Origin of the sequence: Synechococcus sp. RS9902, assembly GCF_014279635.1 — a bacterium.
Lineage (GTDB): Bacteria > Cyanobacteriota > Cyanobacteriia > PCC-6307 > Cyanobiaceae > Parasynechococcus.
The window spans coordinates 214,403-236,563 of record NZ_CP047949.1 but is presented as its reverse complement, the minus strand read 5'-3'; the positions used below and the strand labels follow the sequence as shown (position 1 = coordinate 236,563).

Genomic DNA, 22,161 nt, shown 5'->3' with positions numbered 1-22,161 from the left:
ACATCTGCGAAGCGCGGCCAGCCCCATGTCTGAATCGTCGAGTGTCCCGACTGAGCGGGAGCAACTGCTGAACCGTCTGGCCACCCTGGCCTACCGACGCGGAGACTTCACCCTGGCTTCAGGCCGCAAGAGCGAGCACTACGTGAACTGCAAACCCGTGAGCCTGAGCGGTTCCGGCCTGGCGCTGATCAGCCGGGCGATGCTCACCCACGTGGAGGCCGATGCGCTGGCCGTGGCTGGTCTCACCCTCGGAGCAGACCCACTGGTGAGCGGTGTTGCCATGGCCGCCGCCGATCGAGGTCGGGAGCTGGATGCACTGATCGTGCGCAAGGAAGCCAAAGGCCACGGCACCGGTGCCTGGCTGGAGGGTCCGCTCCCCGCCCCCGGAGCACGCATCACCGTGCTGGAAGACGTTGTCACCACAGGAGGCTCATCCCTCAAGGCAGTGCGGCAGCTGCGCGACGCCGGCTACGAGGTGAACCGGGTTGTCACCATCGTCGACCGTGAGGAAGGCGGTGACGCCGCAATGGCGGCAGACAATCTTGAACTAATCAGCCTTTTCAAGCTGTCTGAAATCGCCGCCTTCGTGCCGGCATGAGCAAGTTGTTTTGGGACGCCCAGGTTCCCTGGCTGCGCTTGAACGGCAGCGGAGCTCGCCAGTTTCTTCAGGGGCAGACCAGTGCTGACCTCAACGCACTCCAATCCGGGGATCTGCTTCAGACCTGCTGGCTGACCGCAACGGGACGCTTGCGGGCCGTGCTGGAACTTCGTTTCGATGCAGAAGGAGCCGATGTGATCGTTCTGGCGGGAGAGGCCTCTGCCGTTCACGCTGGATTTGATCAGGTGATCTTTCCAGCCGATCGGGTTCGCCTCCAACCCCTGGGCCAGTTGCGCCGACTGCAGTGGCTCGAGCCCATGGCTGCAGCCGTGTGGTGCGATCCGGATGCGGCCCTGCCGGAGCCCTGGGCATCAGGGGAAGCAGCCACCGCGACGGCTCTAGAGCAATGGCGGCTTCAAAGCGGATTCCCCCCGGGACCCGGTGAACTCAATGGCGAGACCAACCCCCTGGAGCTTGGGCTTATCGCTCAGGTCAGCACAGAGAAAGGCTGCTACCTCGGCCAGGAAACCATGGCCAAACTCATCGGCCAGGCAGGGGTGAAGCAACAGCTGCGCTGTTGGAGCTGCCCCAGTCCGCTGGCGGCCGCCGCCAAGCTCACGCTGGATGGCGAGCGAGCCGGGGTGATCACCAGTGCGCTCGAACGCGATGGCACTTGGCTTGGGCTGGCCCTGGTGCGCCGCCAGTGCCTGGCCAGTCCAACGCTGGAAGGTCCCAACGGAGAACAGCTCCAGATCCGTCAACCTGAGGCGTTTCAGGATCCCGACGCCTGATCCTGTTCAAGCAACCAGTCGGCTACGGCCCAGGTGGCCAGGCAGTCGTCGCGGTTGTAATCGAAGATCCAGCGCAGCCCGTGCCTGGTGCCGCGTCGGTCGGGCCCCTCTCCCTGCCACTGCCGCCACCAGAGCAGGGCCCTGGCCCCATCCACACCGGCCTGACTCCATTGGAACCCCTGCCAAACAGCCACGGCCTTGAGGCCATAACTGGCCAGGGGTAGGCGCCAGTGATGTCTGACCCGGGCATGCACATCCACCAACCGCTGACGAAGTTGCAGCACCTCGGCCTCGGCAGCACCCTGCCGCTCAGCCATCCGCCTTAAGGCCAGGCTTTCTGTCTCCCCGTAGTGGAGGATCGGCCAACCCCGATAGCGATTCAGCAACCGCTGCAAACGAAGCCAGCAACGGGCTTCACCATGCTCCGCCAGGGCCAGGATCGGGTGATACGCCACGGATGCCAGATCCCAATTTCCGCTTTTGGTTCTGGGCAACACCAGAAAACCGTGAAGGAAGTCGTGACGGGCGTCGGGATCGGATTCGATGTCGTAGAGCAGCACACCAGCACAGTCCTGCAGTTCCGGCAGTGCCGCTGAGGCATCCAAACGCTCCACCCGTCCATCCCGCTGCGCCCGGGCCTGAGCCACCAGGGATGCGGCCACCTCACCATGCTGATCCCCAAAACGCTGCAGCTGCTTGGCGAGCTGCAACGGATCAGCCCCGGCGAGATCGGACAAGCCGCGAATCCCAAGCTCCAGCAACATCTCGCGCCGCTTGGCGCCGATGCCGCTGACCTCGCTCAGATGCCCTTCCTCCGCCGCCACGGCATTGCAGGCGACACGCCAGCTGCAAAGTGAGCACTTGCGGCGGTCAGCGGCCAGCGGAGGAGGAACCGGGCTCTCGAGGTCAGAGCGCAGTTTGCGCAGCCCCTCCGACAGCTGTCGGCGCAGACCACTTGAGAGATGCAGCCGCTCCTGTTCCAGGCGCCGGCCACCACCGCCGAGCACCAGCATCGACGGAACGTCCCCCTGCTGATGCTGCTCAAGCAACAGGGCCATCAGCGCCAGCGGCAGCTGATGTTCCCGGGTGGTGCGGCGGCCCTGACGGGCCAGCACCGGTTGATAGGCGAAGTCACCCCAGCGGCTCTGCCCCTTGACCCGCCGCAGCAGTGGAGGGTGTGCCTCCAACGGCTCACCGGATGGGCCAAGCCCCTTCAGGCGCAGACCCACCACGGCCTCGGCTCCGGCAGCACAGGCGGCGATGCCATGGCCAGGCTTGCGGGGCAGCAAGGCCACAAAACAGCGCTGCTGGTCGTCCAGCAGGAGATTGCGATGGGCCGTCCAACGCCGCTCGGCAGGATTCCCGTGGCGATCGAGCCAGGCCTTGCGACGGCAACGCAGCCAACTGCGCAGCAACCGGTCGGTGAGAGCGTTGTCGGCAGCCGGGGTGTCACCCATCCGCCGACCCTACGGCTGCCAGCTGCTAGATCCACTGAAGTGCAGGCTGTGCCATGGCATCGACTCCCATCCCTCTGAGTCCAGCTCCGATCAAGTTCGGCACCGATGGCTGGCGCGGGATCACCGGCGTCGACATCACAGTTGAGCGGTTGTTGCCCGTTGCCGCTGCCGCGGCTCAGGAGCTCGCCCATCGCGCCCCCGAAGGTCTCAACAGCCGAACGGTGGTGATCGGTTACGACCGGCGCTTTCTGGCTCCAGAACTGGCGGAAGCCATCGCAGCCGCTGTGCGGGGTTGTGAACTGGAACCCCTGCTCACCGACACCGCTGTGCCCACGCCGGCCTGCAGCTGGGCCGTGGTGGAGCGCAAAGCCCTGGGCGCGTTGGTGATCACCGCCAGTCACAACCCACCGGAATGGCTGGGGCTGAAGATCAAAGGACCCTTTGGTGGATCGGTCGAGGGAGACTTCACAGCCGCAGTCGAACGACGTCTGGCGGCCGGCGGCATCACGGCACCGATCAAGGCGGAAGTCCCCCGGTTTGATGGGCGCGGCGAGCATCTGGAAGGGCTGCGCCGCAAGTTGGATCTCAGTGCCCTGGTTGATGGCCTCAAGGCCATCAACCTCAAGGTGATCGTCGATCCGATGCATGGATCAGCCGCCGGCTGTGTGACGGAGCTGCTCGGCCCTGAAGCCGCTGGCGTTGTGGACGAGATCCGCAGCGACCGTGATCCCCTGTTTGGCGGTCATCCGCCGGAACCCCTTGCGCCCTACCTCGGGGCGTTGATCGCGGCCGTGAAAGCCTCAACGGCCGCCGGAACTCCTGCGGTGGGATTGGTGTTCGACGGCGATGGTGACCGCATCGCTGCCGTGGATGAAACCGGCCGGTTCTGCAGCACCCAGCTGCTGATGCCCCTGTTGATCGATCACCTGGCCCGCGCCCGCCAGCTGCCGGGCACCGTGGTCAAGACCGTGAGCGGCTCGGATCTGATGCGGCTGGTGGCGGAGGCCCAGGGACGCGAGGTTCTGGAGCTCGCGGTGGGCTTCAAGTACATCGCCGCAGAGATGCTGGCCGGGGATGTGCTGATCGGCGGAGAGGAATCCGGTGGTGTGGGCTTCGGCATGCACCTTCCCGAGCGGGACGCCCTGTTCGCGGCGATGCTGGTGCTGGAAGCCCTGGTGGAAGGGAAGCAACCCCTGGGTGCGCGTCTGGATGCACTCCAGCAACAGCATGGAGGCAGCAGTCACTACGACCGACTCGACCTGCGCCTGGCCGACATGGAGGCACGCCGACGTCTCGAGACGCTGCTGGACCAGAGCACGCCCTCGACCGTAGCCGGCGCAGACGTGCTGGAAGTGATCAGCACCGACGGGATCAAACTGAGGATGGGGCCGAACCACTGGCTGATGCTGCGCTTCTCCGGCACGGAACCGCTGCTGCGGCTCTACTGCGAAGGGCCGGATGCCGAGCGGGTGAACGAGGTTCTCGCCTGGGCCCGACAGTTTGCGGAGGCCGCATGAAGACCCTTGTGATCGCCAGCGGCAACGCCGGCAAGATTCGTGAATTCCAGGGTCTGCTGCAGGCCCTGCCCGTCAGCGTGCAACCCCAGCCAGAAGGCTTGGAGGTCGAGGAGACGGGCACCACCTTTGCCGCCAATGCCCGGCTCAAGGCTCAAGCGGTTGCCGCCGCCACAGGGGAATGGGCCCTGGCCGACGATTCAGGCCTCAGCGTTAATGCGCTTGATGGCGCTCCGGGTGTTCATTCCGCCCGCTACGCCCCCACCGACCCGGAACGCATTGCCCGGCTGCTGAAGGCCCTGAACGGCTCAGACCAACGCCAGGCCTATTTCTGCGCCGCGCTCTGTGTCGCCGCCCCAGACGGCACGATCCTGCTGGAGGTGGAAGGCCGCTGCGACGGCTTGATCACGGCCGCACCCCGGGGAGATCAGGGGTTCGGCTACGACCCGATCTTCGAAGTTGCTGGAACCAGCCGCACCTTCGCGGAGATGCCGTTGGCGGAGAAAAAGCAGCACGGCCACCGGGGCAAAGCCTTCAGCCTCCTGGAACCCAAGTTGCGCCAGTTGCTCGAAGCAAGCTGAAGAAGAACCTGGGATACAAAGGCTCTCGGGGCATGGTCTGTACGGTGAGGCCTGCCGCTGACGAGGTCCATGGCCATCGCCATGACCACGGGTTACAGCGCGCAGACCGAGGGCGCTCTTCTGTGCATCGAAGCCGCCTCGGACTGGGCCCTGACTTGTGTGAATCAACTGGCTGTCGCTGACAGCCATGTCCTGATCGATTACGGAGCTGCCGATGGTGGAACCGCCGTTGGGCTCTGGAACCAGGTGCTGGATCGCCTGCATGCCAACCAGCCGAAGGCCCACCTGACGTTGATCGGCAACGACCTGCCGAGCAACGACAACATTGCTCTGGCCAACAACCTGGCCCTGCAGATCCCCCGGGATCCGAAACCAACGGTGCTGGTGAGTGCCCGCAGCTTCTACGAGCCCTCTGTGGCGCCGAACTCGGTGAGCTTCGGTTTTTCCGCCACGGCAATGCACTGGCTGAGCGTCTCCCCCGGCCCCCTGAACAGCCACACCCATGTGCTGGCCTCCGGTGATGCCGACGCGCTTCAGCGCTTCACCGCCCAGGCGATGAAGGACTGGAACCACATCCTCGAGCTGCGCAGCCGCGAACTGAAAGTGGGCGGGCGCCTGCTGACGGTGAATCTCTCCCGTGATGAAGCAGGGCTCTATCTCGGCCATAACGGCGGCGAAACCCGCAACGTGCACGACCAGCTGCACCAGATCTGGCGGGGCATGGCCGAGGAAGGCCTGATCAGCCAGGAGCAGTACCAACAAGGCACGGTTCTGAACTTCTACAAGTCCCCCGAGGAGTTCATGGCTCCGCTGAAGGACGAGAGCAGCGCCGCCTACCGCAACGGCCTGCGGCTGGTGGACGAGCGCACCGTTTACGTGAAGTGCCCCTACCGACGCCGCTGGAACGAGAACGGTGACACGGCGACTTTCGCCGCCGGATTGATGGCGACGATCCGCAGCTGGAGCCGCCACAGCTTCGCCAGTGCTGCCGGCGACACCGCAGCAGACACGGTGTTCGAACGGCTGCAGCAGCGCATCGCCGAAGCCCCCAGCGAATGGAGCCTCGACTACGTCGAACACCACCAGATGATGGAGAAGGTGGCCTGATGAGCAGCGGCAAGAAAACAGCGCCGACCGTGTCGGTGCTGGCGGAACACGTCTCCGATCACCTCTCGGTGTTCGTGGTGGCGGAAGACACCGATGCCAAGCGCCCCGCCAACGGAGGCCTGCGGGTGCTCAATTACCCAAGCGACGAGGCCTGCATCGCAGACGGCCAGCGACTGGCGGGGTTGATGACCCACAAGCACGATCTTTACGGCACCGGTTTCGCCGGGGGCAAGATCGTTGCCCGGGCCGCTGAGCCCGATGCCGTCAAGGATGAGCTGATCAACGTCACCGCTGAGCTACTGGAGTCGCTTGACGGCGCGATGATCACCGGCTGCGATCTCAACACCAGCCTGGAGGACATGGAGCGTCTGACGGCGCTCACCCCCCATGTGCTGGCGGCGGTCGGCAGCCCTGTGGACGCCAGTGCCGCCACCGCCCACGGCACCCTCGGTGCTGTGGAGGCCGTTCTGGACAAGGACCTCAACGACGCCCGCCCCGGCCGGGCCCTCGTGCACGGCTGCGGTGCCGTTGGTGGCACCGTTGCCCGCCATCTCGTCGCGCACGGTTGGACCGTGTTCACCGTGGATCTGGACCGAGAAAAAGCCAGTTTTCCTGGCGCAACGCCGCTGCCGGAGAGCTGCGCTTGGTGGGAACTGAACCTCGACCTGCTGCTGCCCTGCTCGATCTCCGGGTTGATCAACGCCGAAATGGCGTCGGCGCTGAAAACCCCCGCCGTGGTGCCTGCCGCCAATGCCCCCTTCCAGCAACCCCAATTGGCGGATGACCTGCGTCGCCGCGGTGTGCGGGTGCTGCCAGACCCCCTGGTGAATGCAGGAGCTGTGATCGCCGACTCAATCGAGCGGTTCTCCCCCGACGCCTGGAAAGACGCTGGTGCCAAGGACGTCTATGCCTTCGTTCGCGATGAAGTGCGCCGACGGGCCAGCGATTATCTGAATCAGCGCGAACAGGGCCTGTCTGTGGGTGCAGCCCTTAAGGAGGTGGCTGCAACACCCTCCACCGAGCCCATCGGCCTCAGCTTTGGAGAAAGCGAATGACCGCACCAGCGTCCTTGCCCAGCCGGGCAGCCGTCGTGATCGTCGGCGGCGGCATGGCCGGCCTCAGCTGCGCTGCATCCCTGGCCCGCCGTGGCGTGCGCGATGTGGTGCTGCTGGAAGCCCAGACCCTGGCCCACGCCAAAGCCAGCAGCTATGGCGAAACCCGAATGTTCCGGGAGATGTATTCCGACCCGGTGCTCTGCCGTCTCGCCCAGGAGGCCAACCGCCTCTGGCGCGAGGAAGAAAACCACGCCGGTCAGCAACTGCGGGAGACCCACGGCCTGCTCTTTTACGGCGAAAGCTGGGATGAAGAGACGATCGAGGGGTCGATCCCTGGGGCCCGACGGGTCATGGACGATCAGGGCATCCCCTATGAGGCCCTCAACGCCGACCAGATCGCGGCCCGTTTCCCGCTGAAGCCGAGGCCGGGCTTCACCGGACTGTTCGAGCCCACCGCCGGAGCCGTGCGCAGCGACAGGGTCGTGGCCCACTGGATCAACACCGCCCGCAAGGCCGGCCATCAGCTGATCGAGCACTGCCCCGTGGCGGGCCTCGATGCCGATGGCGGTGGCGTCACCCTGGAAAGCGGCGAACACATCGCCGCCGGACAGCTGGTGGTGGCCTGTGGGATCTGGAGCCAGCTGTTGCTGGCCCCTCTTGGCCTCTCACCCAAACTGGAGGTGTGGCCGATGCTCTGGGCCCACTACACGGTCGACCCGGCACTGGCCGATCGCTACCCCCAGTGGTTCTGCTTCCAGCAGGAACGCGGCGATGACGGTGGCCTCTACTACGGATTCCCCGTCCTCAGCCAAACGGCGGATGGCCGCCCCCGGATCAAGGCGGGCATCGACTGGGCTCCGCGGGAGCTGCGCGTCGCCGAACCCAACGCCATGGTGACCGAGCCACCCGCTCGCCTGGTGGAGCTACTCGACACCTTCCTGTTCAACGAACTGGAGGGTGTGCAGGAGCGGGTGGAGACCGTAATCAGCCCTTACTCCATGGCCAGCGACGTGAACTTCGTACTGGACCGGCTCACCCCGAAGCTGAGCCTGTTTGCAGGAGGCTCCGGCCAGGCCTTCAAGTTCGCCCCCCTAATCGGTGATTCCCTGGCACGCCTGGCCAGTGGAGAGCAACCAACGGTGGATCTCTCCTGCTGGAGCCACCAACGCGCCGCCGTCCGCGCCTGACCCCTCACCCCTCCTCCGATGTCTGACACCCCCGCGAACCAGCGCTCCTGGTGGCGCCAGCCCCCCCTCTGGGTGGGGGCTGCTCCACTGCTGATCTTTCTGCTGGTGTCGGCCATCAACCTGGCGCTGGCCAAGCAATTAACCGACAACGGCAAAGCCGTGATCAGTGATGCCCTCGGCGGGGTCTGGCAGTGGATGGTGGTGCTGCTGTTTCTGATCGCGCTGATCCTGGCCATCAGCCCAGTCGGCAAACTCCGGCTTGGAGGCGCGGAGAGCAAGCCCAGTCTCAAATTCTTCGACTGGTGCGCAGTGCTGATCTGCACCCTGCTGGCGGGGGGTGGTGTGTTCTGGTCGGCAGCCGAACCGCTGTATCACTTCCAGACCCCATCACCGGTGTTTGCGGGGGTCGAGGGCAGCACAGCCGCAGCAGTGGATCCCGCCCTGGCGGTGAGTTTTCTGCATTGGGGCTTCCTCGCCTGGGCCCTGGTGGCCACCACCACCACGATCACCTTCTCGATCCTGGAGCGACGCGGTGAACCCCTGCGTCCCCGCACCCTGCTGGTGAACATCGTGCCGCGCAGCTGGGTGGATGGTCCGCTCGGTCACCTGGCGGATGGGTTGTCTGTGGTGGCCGCCATCGCCGGCACGGTTGGCCCCTTGGGTTTCCTCTCGCTGCAGCTCAGCAATGCCGCAGGGCAACTGCCCTGGCTCAGCGACAGTGCCGGCTTGCAATCCCTGGTGGTGGTGCTGCTGACCGCCGTCTTCGCGACCTCCACCGTCAGCGGCATTCAGAAGGGCATCAAGTGGCTGTCGGAACTCAATGTGTGGCTCACCCTGGCCCTGGCGGCGGGCCTGCTGCTTTTGGGCCCGGGCCTCTGGCTGATGCAGCACTTCTTCAGCGGCTTCATCACCTACCTGATCCACCTGCCGCAGATGGCCCTCACGCCCAATGCCGTGCCGGCGAACTGGGTGAACGGTTGGACGGTGTTCTACTGGGGCTGGTTCCTCGGCTATGCGCCCTTGATGGGGCTGTTCACCGCCGGCGTCAGCCGCGGCCGCAGCATCCGTGAACTAGTGCTGGCGGTGGGCATCCTCTGCCCGATCGTGACCAACCTTTGGTTCACCCTGCTGGGGGGCACCGGATTGCATCTCGAATTGGCAGGGGGCGGCATCAGCGAAGCCCTGGCCCAGAACGGAGCCGCCACTGCCCTACTCACGATCCTCAGCCAACTCCCACTGGCCGGTCTGCTGATTCCGGTCGGCCTGGTGCTGGTGGTGCTGTTCATGTGCACCAGCGCCGACTCAATGAGTTACGCCGCGGCCATGGTGGTGAGCGGCCGCAACGAGCCGCCGGCCTTGCTGCGATTGTTCTGGGCCTTGATGATCGGCAGCCTCACCTTGGTGCTGCTGCGCATCGGCTCGGGCCTGGGGGACAGCACCTCGATCGATGCCCTGCAGGCCTTCATCGTGATCACCGCGGTGCCGGTCACCCCGCTGGTGCTGTTCACGCTCTGGACGGCGCCTCGCCTGGCCTGGAAGGAATGGCGGCGCACCACGGTCACGCCGCAGTGATCCCGATGCCCATCAACGCAGGCAGTAGTTCAGTTTGAGGGTGAGGCTCTGTCTGGGCTTGGGAGCCTCCCCAGGCCTGAAGCCTGCTTCCCCCATGCGCGCAGCCATCTGCATGGGTCGATGAATCGACCCCCGCTGGTCAATCAGCAACAGCTCCACCTTGCGCAGACCGAGAGCCCGGGCTGTGGCCTGGGCGAGACGTTGCCCCGTCTCCAGGGCTTGTTTCAGCAACTGATCCGCCAATGAGGCACGGCTCTCGCTCGATGCCAAGGACGTCATTCCCTGCAGTCGCACTCCGGGCAAGCGACCGGCGGCCTGGATCAGCGCGTCGTAATCGTCACGGCTGACCTCGCCGATGATGGTGGTGCGCGCCCGCTCCAGCCGTGGTCCCGACGTACCGCCACCAACGGCGTAGCTGCGGGGTGCAGGAATCTTGAGCCGCCCCATCACCAAGGGCTGAATCACCTGACGCACCTTCGCCAAACGGGCGTTAAGGGCGCTCATCTCAGCGTCCTTACTGGCATGTTCAGCATCGAGCCCGAGCGAAAAGCGAAAGTGATCGCTTCGGCTCGTTCCACGCTCATTCACCTGGATCTGCAGCAGAGTTCCATTGCAAGCACGCTCTCCAGCCAGCAGCGGGGATGGCGTCAAAACACTGATCCCCAACAGAACGTGAGCGACGACCTTGTCAGCGCCCAAGAGTCGAGAAGTCATGCCGAGCCTTCTGTTGGGATCTCCATGCTGGCGAGCTTGGAGCGACAAACCCTGCTCAACCATGACCGGCCTGTGTCAAGCCGTGACTGACCAAAAAGCAAAAGGATGAAACGGTTGGGCTCAGATGGCGGCGTCGTACAGAGCAAAGAAACGACGCCGCAACCACCAGGGGAAGCGCAACTCCCGCAGTACACGAACCATGAGAGTTCGCATCTCCTTGCGCTCCGCCTCGGTTTGAGGACCCGCGTACACCCGTTGCGCAGCAGGCCGCAGCGGGAAAAGGCTGGTCCAACTGACGCCCCAGTGCTCTTGGGCAAACGCTTCGTTGGAGCTGGCGTAAAAGGCCGAGACGCGGTCTTGAAGCGGTTGATCGAAGCCATCAAATTTCTCCCGGTCCCAACCGAGCTCAATGGCGAGATCACGGATGACCTTGCCCTTCCGCTTCAGCACTTCCGGGTCAAAACCCGTTTCCACCATCAAGCGACGGCAGATGGCCGACATCCAGATCCCCCGTGCCCCAGGCTGGATGTTCTGCTTGGAGGGACGGCCCGCAAGCCAACCCTGTTCACCCGCAGGCGTATCCAGATCAAGGGCTTCAACAAGGGCCAGAAAAGGGTCCGTGATTGCAACCTGCCTTGACAACGGCAGAAACAAGGTCGCAATCGCAGGGAAGCGACTCAACACACGGAACTTGGATGGATAAGCAATATTCCACGATTCTGAATCGTGCATGATGTAATCACAATATTGCGCAAAATCAGGGGTTTCACGAAACCTTCGCACCCGGTGCGCGTAAACAGAATTCAACCAAGACTGCTGATCTCGAACAAAATAACTGACGCCTAGCTTAAATCCTTGCCGCTCAACCAGAGCCTGTAATTTTCCCAAAACAGTTCGACTGAGAATCCGATCATCCAAAGAAGAACTGCTGAGCAAAACCCTGTTCAAATGGGAAGGAAGCGTGGCAAGAGCCTCCTCGACAGGGCCATAGTTCCTTTCAGCAATGGCATTAGCAAGACGGTTGTTATCACCATCCATCAAGACACCTTGAACGGACAGATGCTCACGGTTTTGTCGAAGCCGCTCTGTGACATAACTGCTGGCTGCCTTGTGGGGACCGGCATGGATCCACAGCATCCGCTCGTCACGATTGATCTGCGTCCGGAAAAATTCTTCTGACACAGTTCAATTCGCTTTACGAGCTAATCTAACAGGAATCGTGACATGAATAAAGACAAAACATTCCCCCTGAAAATGGGGCGACACAGATCAAAACAACTAGCACACAAAAGCACAAAGATCAAAGCAGTCAAATGCAAGAGAAATACAAGCCGAAAGGAGAAGAAGCAGACCGCAAAGATCAGAAAAAAATCAAATCCCGGCCGATCGAAACAATCAAATCAGATGTTCTGAACTCACGAGGAGCCAGGATCAGCAGAATAACAATTCTAGAGAAGGCAAGGCCCTAAGCAGAACAAAAATCCAACCGCCGCGGAGGAGAGACCAATAAAATCAATAGGCCACGTTGCAGCGGAACAAAAATTCACATGAACCAGGAGCGAAAAACACAATTAAGAGCATAGAACGAACTAACCCAATAGAATGCCCGCAGCCGAAAACACAATTACAGTATCCCGCAAATAATAACAATCAAAACACGAAAAGTAAAAGATATACACCAAAAAATCAAATCAAAAGACCCATCACGAGCCAATAACAAAAGACAAAGAGAAACCCCGCAGAATAGAAAAGCGAAAATCTACTAAGCAAAATAAAACCTCAAAAAAGGGGTAAACGTATCAACGAATAACAACACATGGAGAAAAAAGAAAAGACATGAGCCCAACATACTACGAAATCATAATAGAGACACGCTTACCCCAAAAAAGAGGAGTAGAATTAAAATACATAAAAAAAGCGATGGAAGTCATTAAAGGGGACAACATAAGAATTTGGATAATTGAGGGCTTGCTCTACAAAGAGGAGAATGCCAGAGAAGGTATATTTGAGGAAATATATCCATTACTTGCTCCAGACGGATCTCAAGCTGCTGTCTCAACACTAGGATGGTTCAATGCCAAAATACTGGCAGTTGGAGAGACAGAAAACACCAGAAAATTACTCGTTCAAATCGAAACAGGCGTCGACGAAGGATTTGGTTACGCACTGATACATCTCGACGAAAAGCATAACTTGACGGACAAGATCGAAACGTATGAAACAGAACATCTGTTACCGGTTGAAGACCTAGAAATACTAGAGAATAAAGACCTAAATATGGATGGGTATATCGGAAGGAAACAGCAGATAGACGAGAATATCTATGCTGCAATTGAAAACGAAGGAAACACCCTCTTGTATAGAGACTCAGGTGATAATGACTTATACGCAATAGGGAAAGAAGAGACACAGACACACGAAAATTTAATAGAACTTAGATACGAGGACGGAACAAAAATAAACTTGATCAGCGAAGAAAACAGAAATAACAAAAAAATAATAGGGATTGAAACAACGCTAGACACCAACATGGTATTACTATGGAGCAGATTGGACTCAACACAGGAGTTAGAGAAATGGATATTTAGAAAAAATGGAAAACTACGTACAATAGAAAAGATAACGGATAAAAATAGCAACAAACACGACGAAGTAGAAGAATTATTCGATAAAGACTTAGACATCGATGCACATATTGGTGAAAAGAAAACAGCTATCGATCCAGACGGGTATATCCATCTGTTTATCGGCGAGAAGACAGATATGCTCTACCGTCAGCAGTTTACTGAATTTCCATTTGATTCAAAACCTAAGCCAATATACGGAGAAGACGGGAAACAACTCAAAAAAAGAACAGGGCCCCTAGATGGCAAGACGCTTCTAGGTATAGAAAAAATAGAAAGCAAGAACTATCTCATCGTAGGCGGGAAATTCCACGAATATGAGGCATGGGAACTAAATCAAGACTGGGGATTAACTGGCAGGAAGAGCATTTATGAGGAAGGAACTTCCGAATTCAAACTACTCGAATCAAGATCTTGGCAAGACCTAAATGAAGACGGTATTTTTAGCGAAGCAATTACTCTAAATATAGAAGAAGTTCAAGGAAGAGATCCAAATGCAATCAACAATAGATATCCAACATTTAGTGGAATCACTTTGGTGCCAGAGCAGAATATTCGGCTGACCACAATAAAAATGGATGGCACGCAAAAAAAAGTGAAATTAATTAAGCCAGATTTGAATGGCAGATGGTCGTACACATTCGAAGAGGAAGATCCACTTGTAAGTGATGATAATGCTTGCATACAATGCCGATGGTCCGTAACAGCAACAATTGTTGATGAATTGAACATACCAACGTCAGACCGATCTGCCGATAGATACTTAGATATCATAGAAATTGGGCCAGACATAAGTCTTGACACAAAGATTTCAGGCGAACTAGCTCAAAAAAAACCTGGAAATAACAACCAACACACAACACTAAGTTTCAATCATGGTGATTTAATTCATATCAATGGCATTGCAAAGCCAAGTAGACGAGATGGTGGGCAAATATGGGCCAAGCAAATACAAGTAAACCTCATAAATAGAGACAACGAAAACGAGAGATTGGAAGGGGAATTGATAACTGTCGATAACCCTGAAGGCATGTGGGAAGTACTAGTAGAAACCAACCAAATGGATCCAAGCAAAGACTGGTGGGTAGAAATCAATACATTTGATGAGGTCGGAAACAAAAGTTCCTTAGAGAAAAGGGAAATTGAAATCGACCTGCAGCCATCAATACAGACAGTTAATGGGCAAAAAATCAGTCGAATTGAGAAAATAGATACGAACGCAGGTGAAAGAAATGAAAAAATACTCCTACAAAGCAAAGAAGAAAAAACAAGAATATCAGGAAGATCGTATTATGAACCTGGGGCGAAGATAGAACTACGCTGGTCAAATAAACCCAGTGAAAATATTATCACTGCAATCGAACTTGACAATGGAGAGTGGTTAGAAATCAGTGAAAGTGACCAACAAGACCAAATTGGACAAAGAATTATTGAAGTAGAGATAAAACCAGATGGGCAATGGGACGTAACATTAAAAACAGAATTTGAGGGAGTGAGCTACGTTGATATTGCTTGGATTGGAGAAAATAGAAATAAAAAACGCTCTCAGGAGCATAGCTACGTACTGGGAGTATCTCATTCAAGTCCTGTTGGAATTGTAAAAGATAAATCTTTCAAGCAAATCGGAAATTCAATTTTTGGTGAATTTCCATCTGATCAAACTGGTGCCGCCATTTCGTTAGCTAATAACGTGAAGTTGATAGCAGTTGGTTCGCCAGGAAAAAGAAAAGAGCTTGATACAAGGGGATCTGTTGACCTTTATGAACTGAAAGGAAACAAGTGGAATTTAGTAGGAGAAACAATTTACGGCCCGACCAATAATGGGGAATTTGGAGCAGCCATCGCTCTGTCACCCGATGGCAAAACTCTAGCTGTAGGCTCGCCGAATCAAGACACGAATAAGATGATAGGTAGAGGAAACGTCAGTATATTTAGAAAGGGAACCGACGGGATTTGGACGATCAAAGAAAATGAGAACTTAAAAAGTACATTTGAATTAGCAGTAGATCAGCACTCTACAAGTGTAACGTTGAACCTAGGGAAAACACTTGACTTTTTAGACAACAAAACACTAATTATTGGGAGTAATCTGAATTTAAAAAGAAATGCGTTGAACAAGAAAATCACTGAACTAACAGTAGACTTGAACGAGAAAATAGAAGGTCGTTTGACAAGATCAATCAAGGGAAAGGAAGAAAAAAGACTTGATTCAAAAACGGTAGAACAAGATCAAGCGAATGAGTTGGGTGATGGAGTCGCTTCAACAAAAAACAATCAAGTGATGGCCCACTCCGTCAATAGTGGTAACGGACAAATCAGGGTTTTCGAAAAGATTGAACGAGAATTATCAATCGCAGATGGGACCAAAGGACGAATAAATATTCATACAAAGAACAGAAGACCGGTTTTTCAGCTTTCGTTTAGCCCAAAATTTGAAGGGACAAACGTAGAATTTAAATGCGTAGAAAGAAATACCGGCGTTACAATCTTATTTAGTGGATTAGTAGACAAAGAAGGCAACGTAAGTGCTCAACCAGCAGAGAAGATGGCAGAAGGGCAATACGACACTTCTTACAAAGCAACTGACATCGCCGGTAATATAACAACTTCAAAAAGCGATGTCGAGGTAGTCGTCGACGAGACAGTAAAAATAGCAAGACTTGAAAGTCTAATTGGTGAGCAACATCACCGCTCCTATTATTACCCGATTGGAACGTCGTCGCATCCAGACTTACTTACGATTTTCAACCCAGAAAAAGAACAGTTAGAAATTCTGATTGACCAGAATGAAAAAGAAGGAGCGAAAAATGGACAGTACTGGATGTTTACAAGCAATGGTGATTATCTAGGTTTATTCAATGAAGATGAGGCGGTAAGAGAAGGAAATGTTGACAAGATAATAATTCCTCTGAGCAAAGATATTGCTGAAAAGATTACAGATAAAGTTTGGAGGCCTTTGGTATTTACAAACAAAACAAACTATGGAAGGCCAATTTTTTCAGGGGTGGTCAAAGAAGAAATGGATATTTATCTACTTGATGGAGACACAATCATAGGCCATACAAGCACAATCAATGCACAGAATCAGCAAAAAGCCAACAAGGGATACGACTGGACAATCACAGGAGCCGAGCTTCCTCCTGGAGCGCATGAATTACAGATTAAATATGTAGACATTGCAGGCAACGTATTCAACGACGAGATGATTAAAATTAATATTAATGATACCAGTATATATCAACCATTAGCAGAAGTAGGCGCCAATCCTTTGGAGTTATATGCTGTATTGGACAGCATTGAAATAGATAATCAAAAAACAGAAGAGTTTGGCGTTTCAAAAGAGGCTTATGCTGCTAATTTGAAAAAAGCAAGAGAATATATCACCTCTCCAAAAACAAGTCGGCTAATAACGAAACTAGATGAAGCAATTGTCAAGCCTGGGCATATGCTTCCCAGCGGACATGTTGAATATACTCGTGATGTTAATGCAGGTTATACAAAAGTCGCACAATACAAATGGTCAACCGGAAGATATTCAACAAAACTAATAGGCAACCTGATCAATATTGTTAATCAGGACAACTTTACAGGGGTTGAAGAAGAGATCCATGAAAAACTATATTCGGCCTTTGCGTTTACTGCAGGAATAACAGAGCAGTTTCAGGAAGCAATGAATATCATTGACTCTTATCAACGCCAAAGATACAACAAAAACTTAATCAGTATCCTAAAATCATTGCTTCCAGATAACAACAATATAGACGATTCTAAACTAATTGCACGGCACAGTCTTCTTATTCAACATCTCGGCATCGAGGAGAACGAAATCAGGAACTTGTTAGCCGAAGCAGAAAACGACTTATTGTCAAGAGGCGTGTTGAAATCCAACACCAAGAGGGCGATAAATGACATAAATAGCAAAAGCAGCTATATGCAAATAAACAGTGAACTAGAGCAACAGAGGAATAGCATAAAACCAATTTTATCGAAGGATAAAAGGAAAGAAAAGCAGCAGCTAAGAGAAATTCATCGCCTAGAAATAGGCATTAGGCGAACAAAGAGAAATATTAGCTATTATAAAAATAAAAAAAGGCAGGGACGAGTCACAGCAAAAGCAATAAAGAAAGAAAAATCAAAGCTAGAAAGCCTTGAAAACAAATTGAGAAGTCGGATAAACGAGCAAAATGTATTAATACGTCACATTGATGATCTTGAACTTCAAAGCAGCATAGGTGTGGATGAGGTCTTGCGATTAAAAACAGTTGCGAACAATAAAAATACTTTCACGAGTTCGAGCAGGCTCTTTTGGGATGGGTTGAGTAATGGATCTACCTTCTATAAAGCATGGGCAGGCATAGGCGGCATTGCAGCGTTGGGGACAGATATTTACCAAATTAACTCGCTTGTGAATCAAAACGAGGAGGTAACAGCTAAAGAAATACTACTGCTCACAGGGTCTGCTTTAGATTTAATTGCAACAGTTGGAATACCAGCTGTTGCTAAACCAATACAAAAATTAAATCCCAACCACACACGCTTAGTACGAAAGGAAATAAATGGAGTTGAGAAAAACTTATATAAAAAAGGGTTTTCTCAGATTGGAGCAGGTCTAGAAGCGATCTCAAGCGCAGTGACAATCGGAGCATTAGGAGTCGACATAGCAAGCCTTTCAAGTTGCCTAAATGTATCAAAAAAAGATCTAAAAGAAAAAGTTGAGAAGGGAGAATGTTCTAAATCAGAGGAAGCTAATGCTGGAGCTGTAGCAGCGAGGGCAACTGAATTAACGTTTGATGTTCTGGCTGGGGCAGGGGAAGTAGCTGCGAGAATGGCTGCACAAAATGCTGCACACTTGGCGGCTAAAGGATCACTTCAAGGTGCAGCATTAGGTGCAAGATTGGGCGGATCCACCGCTATTAAGGTGCTTGGGAAAGCAGGTCCATTATTTGGGGTTTTGGCAGCTGCTGCCTCGGTAATTGATCCACAGCAGTGGGACGCGTTCACACAAATGCAAGATACAATTGATGATCGTGATCCTAAAAAGAATGAAGCATCCAAAATTCTTGTCAAGCACCTTCAGGACTCTCTAAATCGTGAAAAGACACATTATGGGGTCAGGACTGGAGTAGATGCAGGGTTATCGTTGGCAGGAGCCGCACTTGCAGCAAGTGGTGTTGGATTGCCAGCGGCAATAGCTCTCGCTGCCGTCCAAGCCGCAGTCCATGGAATCCTACTGGCAGTAGAACAAGGGGAAATTGCAAAAGCCGCAGAAGAGTTGAAAGAGACTCTTAGAGAAAAAGGTGGAGGAGGTGCAAAAGGTGTCCAAAAAGTCTTTGATCAATGGAGAGATGAAGCAAGAAATGAGGTCAGGGGAGATAATGAAAAAATGGTTGATCAATACTTTGAACCAGCCGGTGGTTCCTACGACAACGTTGTTATTGGATACTCCCTGAGTGATTCCGCAGAGGCATTAGAAATAGCAGCTCATGGGAGAATAGGCGAAGACCTGGACAACTCAGCAAAAACTTTCTTTGACTCTAAAAATAAATCAACAAAAGGGCAGTGGAACATCGACAAGACCATTGCAGAACCCGCGACTTCAACCGTAAATCTCGAAAAAGTTGAAAAAACCGGAAAGACAAACCCCAGAAGACTAACAAAGTTTGTTTTGCCATTGTCACCTAATGGGAAAGCACTCAAAACTAATTTCGAAAAGGCGGATGGCGACAAAATAACATGGGTGAAAAAATTAAAGTTTGAAAAACTGGAAGGATGGACCTTTAAAGATTTTAACGATGACAAAAAAAATAAAAACAAAAATTACAATAACGTAGACACGACTTTCTCATTCGACGACCAATGGGTGTCATTTGCTCAAAAAGAAAAAGGCGGAAGGGAAGAACCTATTAAACTAAAGATATTGGGAGGCTCCGGAAATGATACATTCTTCGGAAATACAAGTGAAGTAGAAGTCATCTTTGAGGATAAAAATGATAGCGATGCCGCAAGTTATGCGTCACCACGTCTGGAAGACAATCTATACAAACTGAGTGGTGTTAGAGTATTTGCGGAAGACGCAAATACAATTGGGGTTCAGAAAACAATTCGCGAAGGAGCAAGTATATTTAAGCAAAAGATAAGCGAAGTCGAAATACGAGAAAGTGACAAACGCCGGAATAGAATCCAATTCCCTGAAACAATAGTCGATAAACTAAAAGCAGATACTGATATTAAAGATCGCCTTCAAAGCGTTGAAATCCTTACAACCACGAACCAAAAAGACTTCGTTGATTTAACGGGTAGTGATGTCGTGAGAATGCTCAATACCTTAGATGGTGATGATACAATTATGAATTTGGGACGTGGACTAAAGCAAGTTTTTACGGGTAGAGGTTCTGATTATGTATTCATATCATCAAATAATAAAAATACTGGGGTGACTCCTGAGGTCATCTCCTTGGGAGCGGGAGGTGACCACATAAAGTTTCAATCTTTAATGTCACACCAGAAAAAAACGGAGGAAACTAAAGGGAGTGAAGATCAAAGTAATACAATTGCACCAATTATTATTCAGGGAGGATCTGGTATTGATGTACTAGAAGTGGATTCAAAGAGTATCGACCACTTACGTGAACTTCACAGCCTTAACAAGCAAGAACAAATATTCTCAAGCTTGGTCACAGCCGCAATAGCAGGAGTTATTGATGATCGAGCAACTGAGAACGCGATGAACTCTCAGATTGTAGATAAATCAAAACTAGGAATAATTGCAGATAGCATTGAATACTATTTGCTTAACCTCTCTAGATCGAATCTTTCAACTGTTTCTGAGAAAAGAAACAAAGGAGAAAAAATAGACATGTCATACCTAACACCTAGATTGAATGGAGTTTCCTCAGGGAATACAGAGATAGATAAAAGCTACTTTCTGGCAGATTATCGTGATTTGTTAAATTATTCATTATCATCAAGCAATACCAATGTGATATTCAATGCAGAAAAGCACAATACATCAATGAATCTATTTGGATCCTCGCATGACGACATAATAATTAGTGGAAAAGGTGAAGTAAATCGCATCCTCGGAGGATATGGAAATGATGTATTAATGGCGATGGGAAAATTCAATGTCCTTAACGGCGGATTAGGGCTTGATAACTACAAAATCAAACTCCCAGCTAAACATACAATTATTCACGCAGGCACCTCCCCAGACGAATTGAACGGCGATATCATCGATATTCTTTACAACTTCGGACCTCTCAGTATCGACAATCAACATACGCCAATGCAATATGCGTACGAGAACAATGATCTAATTCTATACCTTGAGTCTGGCCCAGATTTAGATACAATAATTTCAACTATACGCCTTGTAGATTTCTTCAGAGATAAAGGTTATATCATGCTGATGAATACAAATCAACAAGGGGCGCAATTAAATAATTACAGCATTTTGAGCACACCAGCATCCAATCCAAATGGTGCAAAAAAATCTATAGGTGATGGCGAATATGTGGAGTATATTTTTGATAACGGCACGAAAATTATTGGAAGTACTGACCTTAAAAGCCAGCCAACAAAACAATTAGAATATATTTTTGCCAAAGAAGGGCACTCACACGGAAAAGATGTGACAACCGTTCATCATATTGACCATGCCATTCAAAACAGCTCTTCAGAAACATCTGAATCTTTAAGAGAAGCCGTGAATTATGTACAAAGCAGTGATTACATAAACATATTTTCAAAATCAGATGAGAATAGAAGTGTATTTGGTTTGAAGACTAAAAAAGTTTACGATGTTCCTGTGTCACTTCCAAGTCGATCTAGCGCGTGCAGAGAAATTCAAAATGTGAAAAATATACCTCTCTCAAAAAGAGGATTAGATTTGGCATTGACTACCTCGGCACAAGTTATTGAACCAACAGAGAACCTGGAAACTCATACATTTGACTTTCACAATGGCAAGCATTATTTCCTCAAATCCGATGAAATTACTAAATTAAAGGATGATATTATTCTTGTGTATGGCGAGCCGACAATGTACTTGGATTTCATCAAACGTGGAAATAATTTGATTGTAGCTGATCTAACTTTAAATTATGAAAACCCACAAGAAGAAGGAATCTTCTTTAATCACTCTTTTGCCAACTCGATAACGATTCAAAACTTTTTTAAATACGAAAAAGATGAGTTGAACCTCTCCTACGGAAACTTAGATGATCAATATGTAAAAGCTGGGGGCAAGTTGCAGAGCTTCCTCCCACGAACTGATGAATATATCTACAGCGGGAACCGAATTATGGGGACATCAATTCATGATGAAGTAAATAAGTATCGTGAAGAAACTTCCGAATACTACAGTGAATCAAGCAGGCATCATAAACTTTTCATTACAGGAGTTAAGCTAGACAATAAAACTAAATTACCGCTCAAAATTAACAAATCTAGCTTGAAAACATTTTTATCAAAATCGTCCGGGATATGCGAAAAATGTTGGGAAAGCAACCGTCTTTCCAATGATATTATAACGCACTTTAAAGATACGAAGAACCCAAAGCCCTATTTACTAGACGAATTTCTAACACAAAATCAATTGAATAGATTAATGAGCGGTTTGTCTGGTTTGGGCTTTAAATCTTTATCTCGCGAGAGAGAATCTTTATATTCTCGAGATTCTAGAGAGGTGCCAGATTTTAGAATGGACAGTCACAATTCAAATAATTCTCTCGCTCTAGAAAACGTAGCGCTCACAAAATTGCGATTTGAAAACGATGAATATAATAACGAAATTACTTTCGCAGATGTAGATGGTATGGGAGGTTATCGAAGTTATAGATCCCTTACAACTTGTCCAGAAAGGAATCCTTTCTCACCAAACAATCAAATTGAATTCAACGAGTATCTTTTTGATTTAAGTTATCGAGCAGCATATACTGCAGTGATGCCCTAAACTATATT

13 protein-coding genes are annotated in these 22,161 nt (G+C 52.2%); 10 read left to right on the top strand and 3 right to left on the bottom strand.

From position 1 onward, the window contains the following. The first annotated feature begins 25 nt into the window (after positions 1–25). Positions 26–598, top strand: a complete 573-nt coding sequence (gene pyrE / locus SynRS9902_RS01100) for an orotate phosphoribosyltransferase (RefSeq protein WP_186509673.1) — start codon at positions 26–28, stop codon at positions 596–598. Continuing rightward, complete coding sequence (locus SynRS9902_RS01095; RefSeq protein ID WP_186509672.1) at positions 595–1,389, top strand: glycine cleavage T-protein; 795 nt, start codon at positions 595–597, stop codon at positions 1,387–1,389. Before pyrE ends, SynRS9902_RS01095 begins: the two co-directional genes overlap by 4 nt. Here SynRS9902_RS01095 and SynRS9902_RS01090 read toward each other — a convergent pair. After that, positions 1,371–2,846, bottom strand: a complete 1,476-nt coding sequence (locus SynRS9902_RS01090) for a TM0106 family RecB-like putative nuclease (RefSeq protein WP_186509671.1) — start codon at positions 2,844–2,846, stop codon at positions 1,371–1,373. The two genes, SynRS9902_RS01095 and SynRS9902_RS01090, sit on opposite strands and share 19 nt — an antisense overlap. 53 nt (positions 2,847–2,899) lie before the next feature. Here SynRS9902_RS01090 and SynRS9902_RS01085 point away from each other — a divergent pair, with 53 nt between their 5' ends. From SynRS9902_RS01085 to SynRS9902_RS01060, 6 genes are all read left to right on the top strand, one after another. Next, positions 2,900–4,363: a phosphoglucomutase/phosphomannomutase family protein gene (locus SynRS9902_RS01085; RefSeq protein ID WP_186509670.1), complete on the top strand. Its 1,464-nt coding sequence runs from the start codon at positions 2,900–2,902 to the stop codon at positions 4,361–4,363. Then, on the top strand, positions 4,360–4,941 hold the full coding sequence (gene rdgB, locus SynRS9902_RS01080; protein ID WP_186509669.1) for an RdgB/HAM1 family non-canonical purine NTP pyrophosphatase: 582 nt from the start codon (positions 4,360–4,362) through the stop codon (positions 4,939–4,941). Before SynRS9902_RS01085 ends, rdgB begins: the two co-directional genes overlap by 4 nt. A gap of 69 nt (positions 4,942–5,010) precedes the next feature. Beyond that, entirely contained in the window at positions 5,011–6,048 is a 1,038-nt protein-coding gene (locus SynRS9902_RS01075; RefSeq protein WP_186509668.1) for an SAM-dependent methyltransferase, read from the top strand. Then, the gene (locus SynRS9902_RS01070; protein WP_186509667.1) at positions 6,048–7,103 is read left to right on the top strand and encodes a Glu/Leu/Phe/Val dehydrogenase dimerization domain-containing protein; all 1,056 of its coding nucleotides are present in this window, start codon (positions 6,048–6,050) and stop codon (positions 7,101–7,103) included. Before SynRS9902_RS01075 ends, SynRS9902_RS01070 begins: the two co-directional genes overlap by 1 nt. Continuing rightward, positions 7,100–8,290, top strand: a complete 1,191-nt coding sequence (locus tag SynRS9902_RS01065) for an FAD-dependent oxidoreductase (RefSeq protein WP_186509666.1) — start codon at positions 7,100–7,102, stop codon at positions 8,288–8,290. The genes SynRS9902_RS01070 and SynRS9902_RS01065 overlap by 4 nt, the downstream gene beginning before the upstream one ends. Positions 8,291–8,308: 18 nt before the next feature. Next, complete coding sequence (locus SynRS9902_RS01060; protein ID WP_186509665.1) at positions 8,309–9,862, top strand: BCCT family transporter; 1,554 nt, start codon at positions 8,309–8,311, stop codon at positions 9,860–9,862. A 12-nt stretch (positions 9,863–9,874) separates the two neighbouring features. Here the strand turns inward: SynRS9902_RS01060 and SynRS9902_RS01055 are convergent, their stop codons facing one another. Next, positions 9,875–10,450 carry an SIMPL domain-containing protein gene (locus SynRS9902_RS01055; RefSeq protein ID WP_255446256.1) on the bottom strand — a complete coding sequence of 192 codons (576 nt, stop codon included), beginning with the start codon at positions 10,448–10,450 and terminating at the stop codon, positions 9,875–9,877. On the opposite strand from SynRS9902_RS01055, the gene SynRS9902_RS13555 reads away from it, so the two are divergent. Then, positions 10,385–10,666, top strand: a complete 282-nt coding sequence (locus SynRS9902_RS13555) for a hypothetical protein (protein ID WP_255446288.1) — start codon at positions 10,385–10,387, stop codon at positions 10,664–10,666. The genes SynRS9902_RS01055 and SynRS9902_RS13555 overlap by 66 nt on opposite strands. Positions 10,667–10,696: 30 nt before the next feature. On the opposite strand, the gene SynRS9902_RS01050 is transcribed toward SynRS9902_RS13555, so the two are convergent. Continuing rightward, complete coding sequence (locus SynRS9902_RS01050; RefSeq protein ID WP_186509663.1) at positions 10,697–11,758, bottom strand: hypothetical protein; 1,062 nt, start codon at positions 11,756–11,758, stop codon at positions 10,697–10,699. A gap of 654 nt (positions 11,759–12,412) precedes the next feature. Between SynRS9902_RS01050 and SynRS9902_RS01045 the strand changes: the two genes are divergently transcribed. Then, positions 12,413–22,153 carry an Ig-like domain-containing protein gene (locus tag SynRS9902_RS01045; RefSeq protein ID WP_186509662.1) on the top strand — a complete coding sequence of 3,247 codons (9,741 nt, stop codon included), beginning with the start codon at positions 12,413–12,415 and terminating at the stop codon, positions 22,151–22,153. The last annotated feature ends 8 nt before the right edge of the window (positions 22,154–22,161 follow it).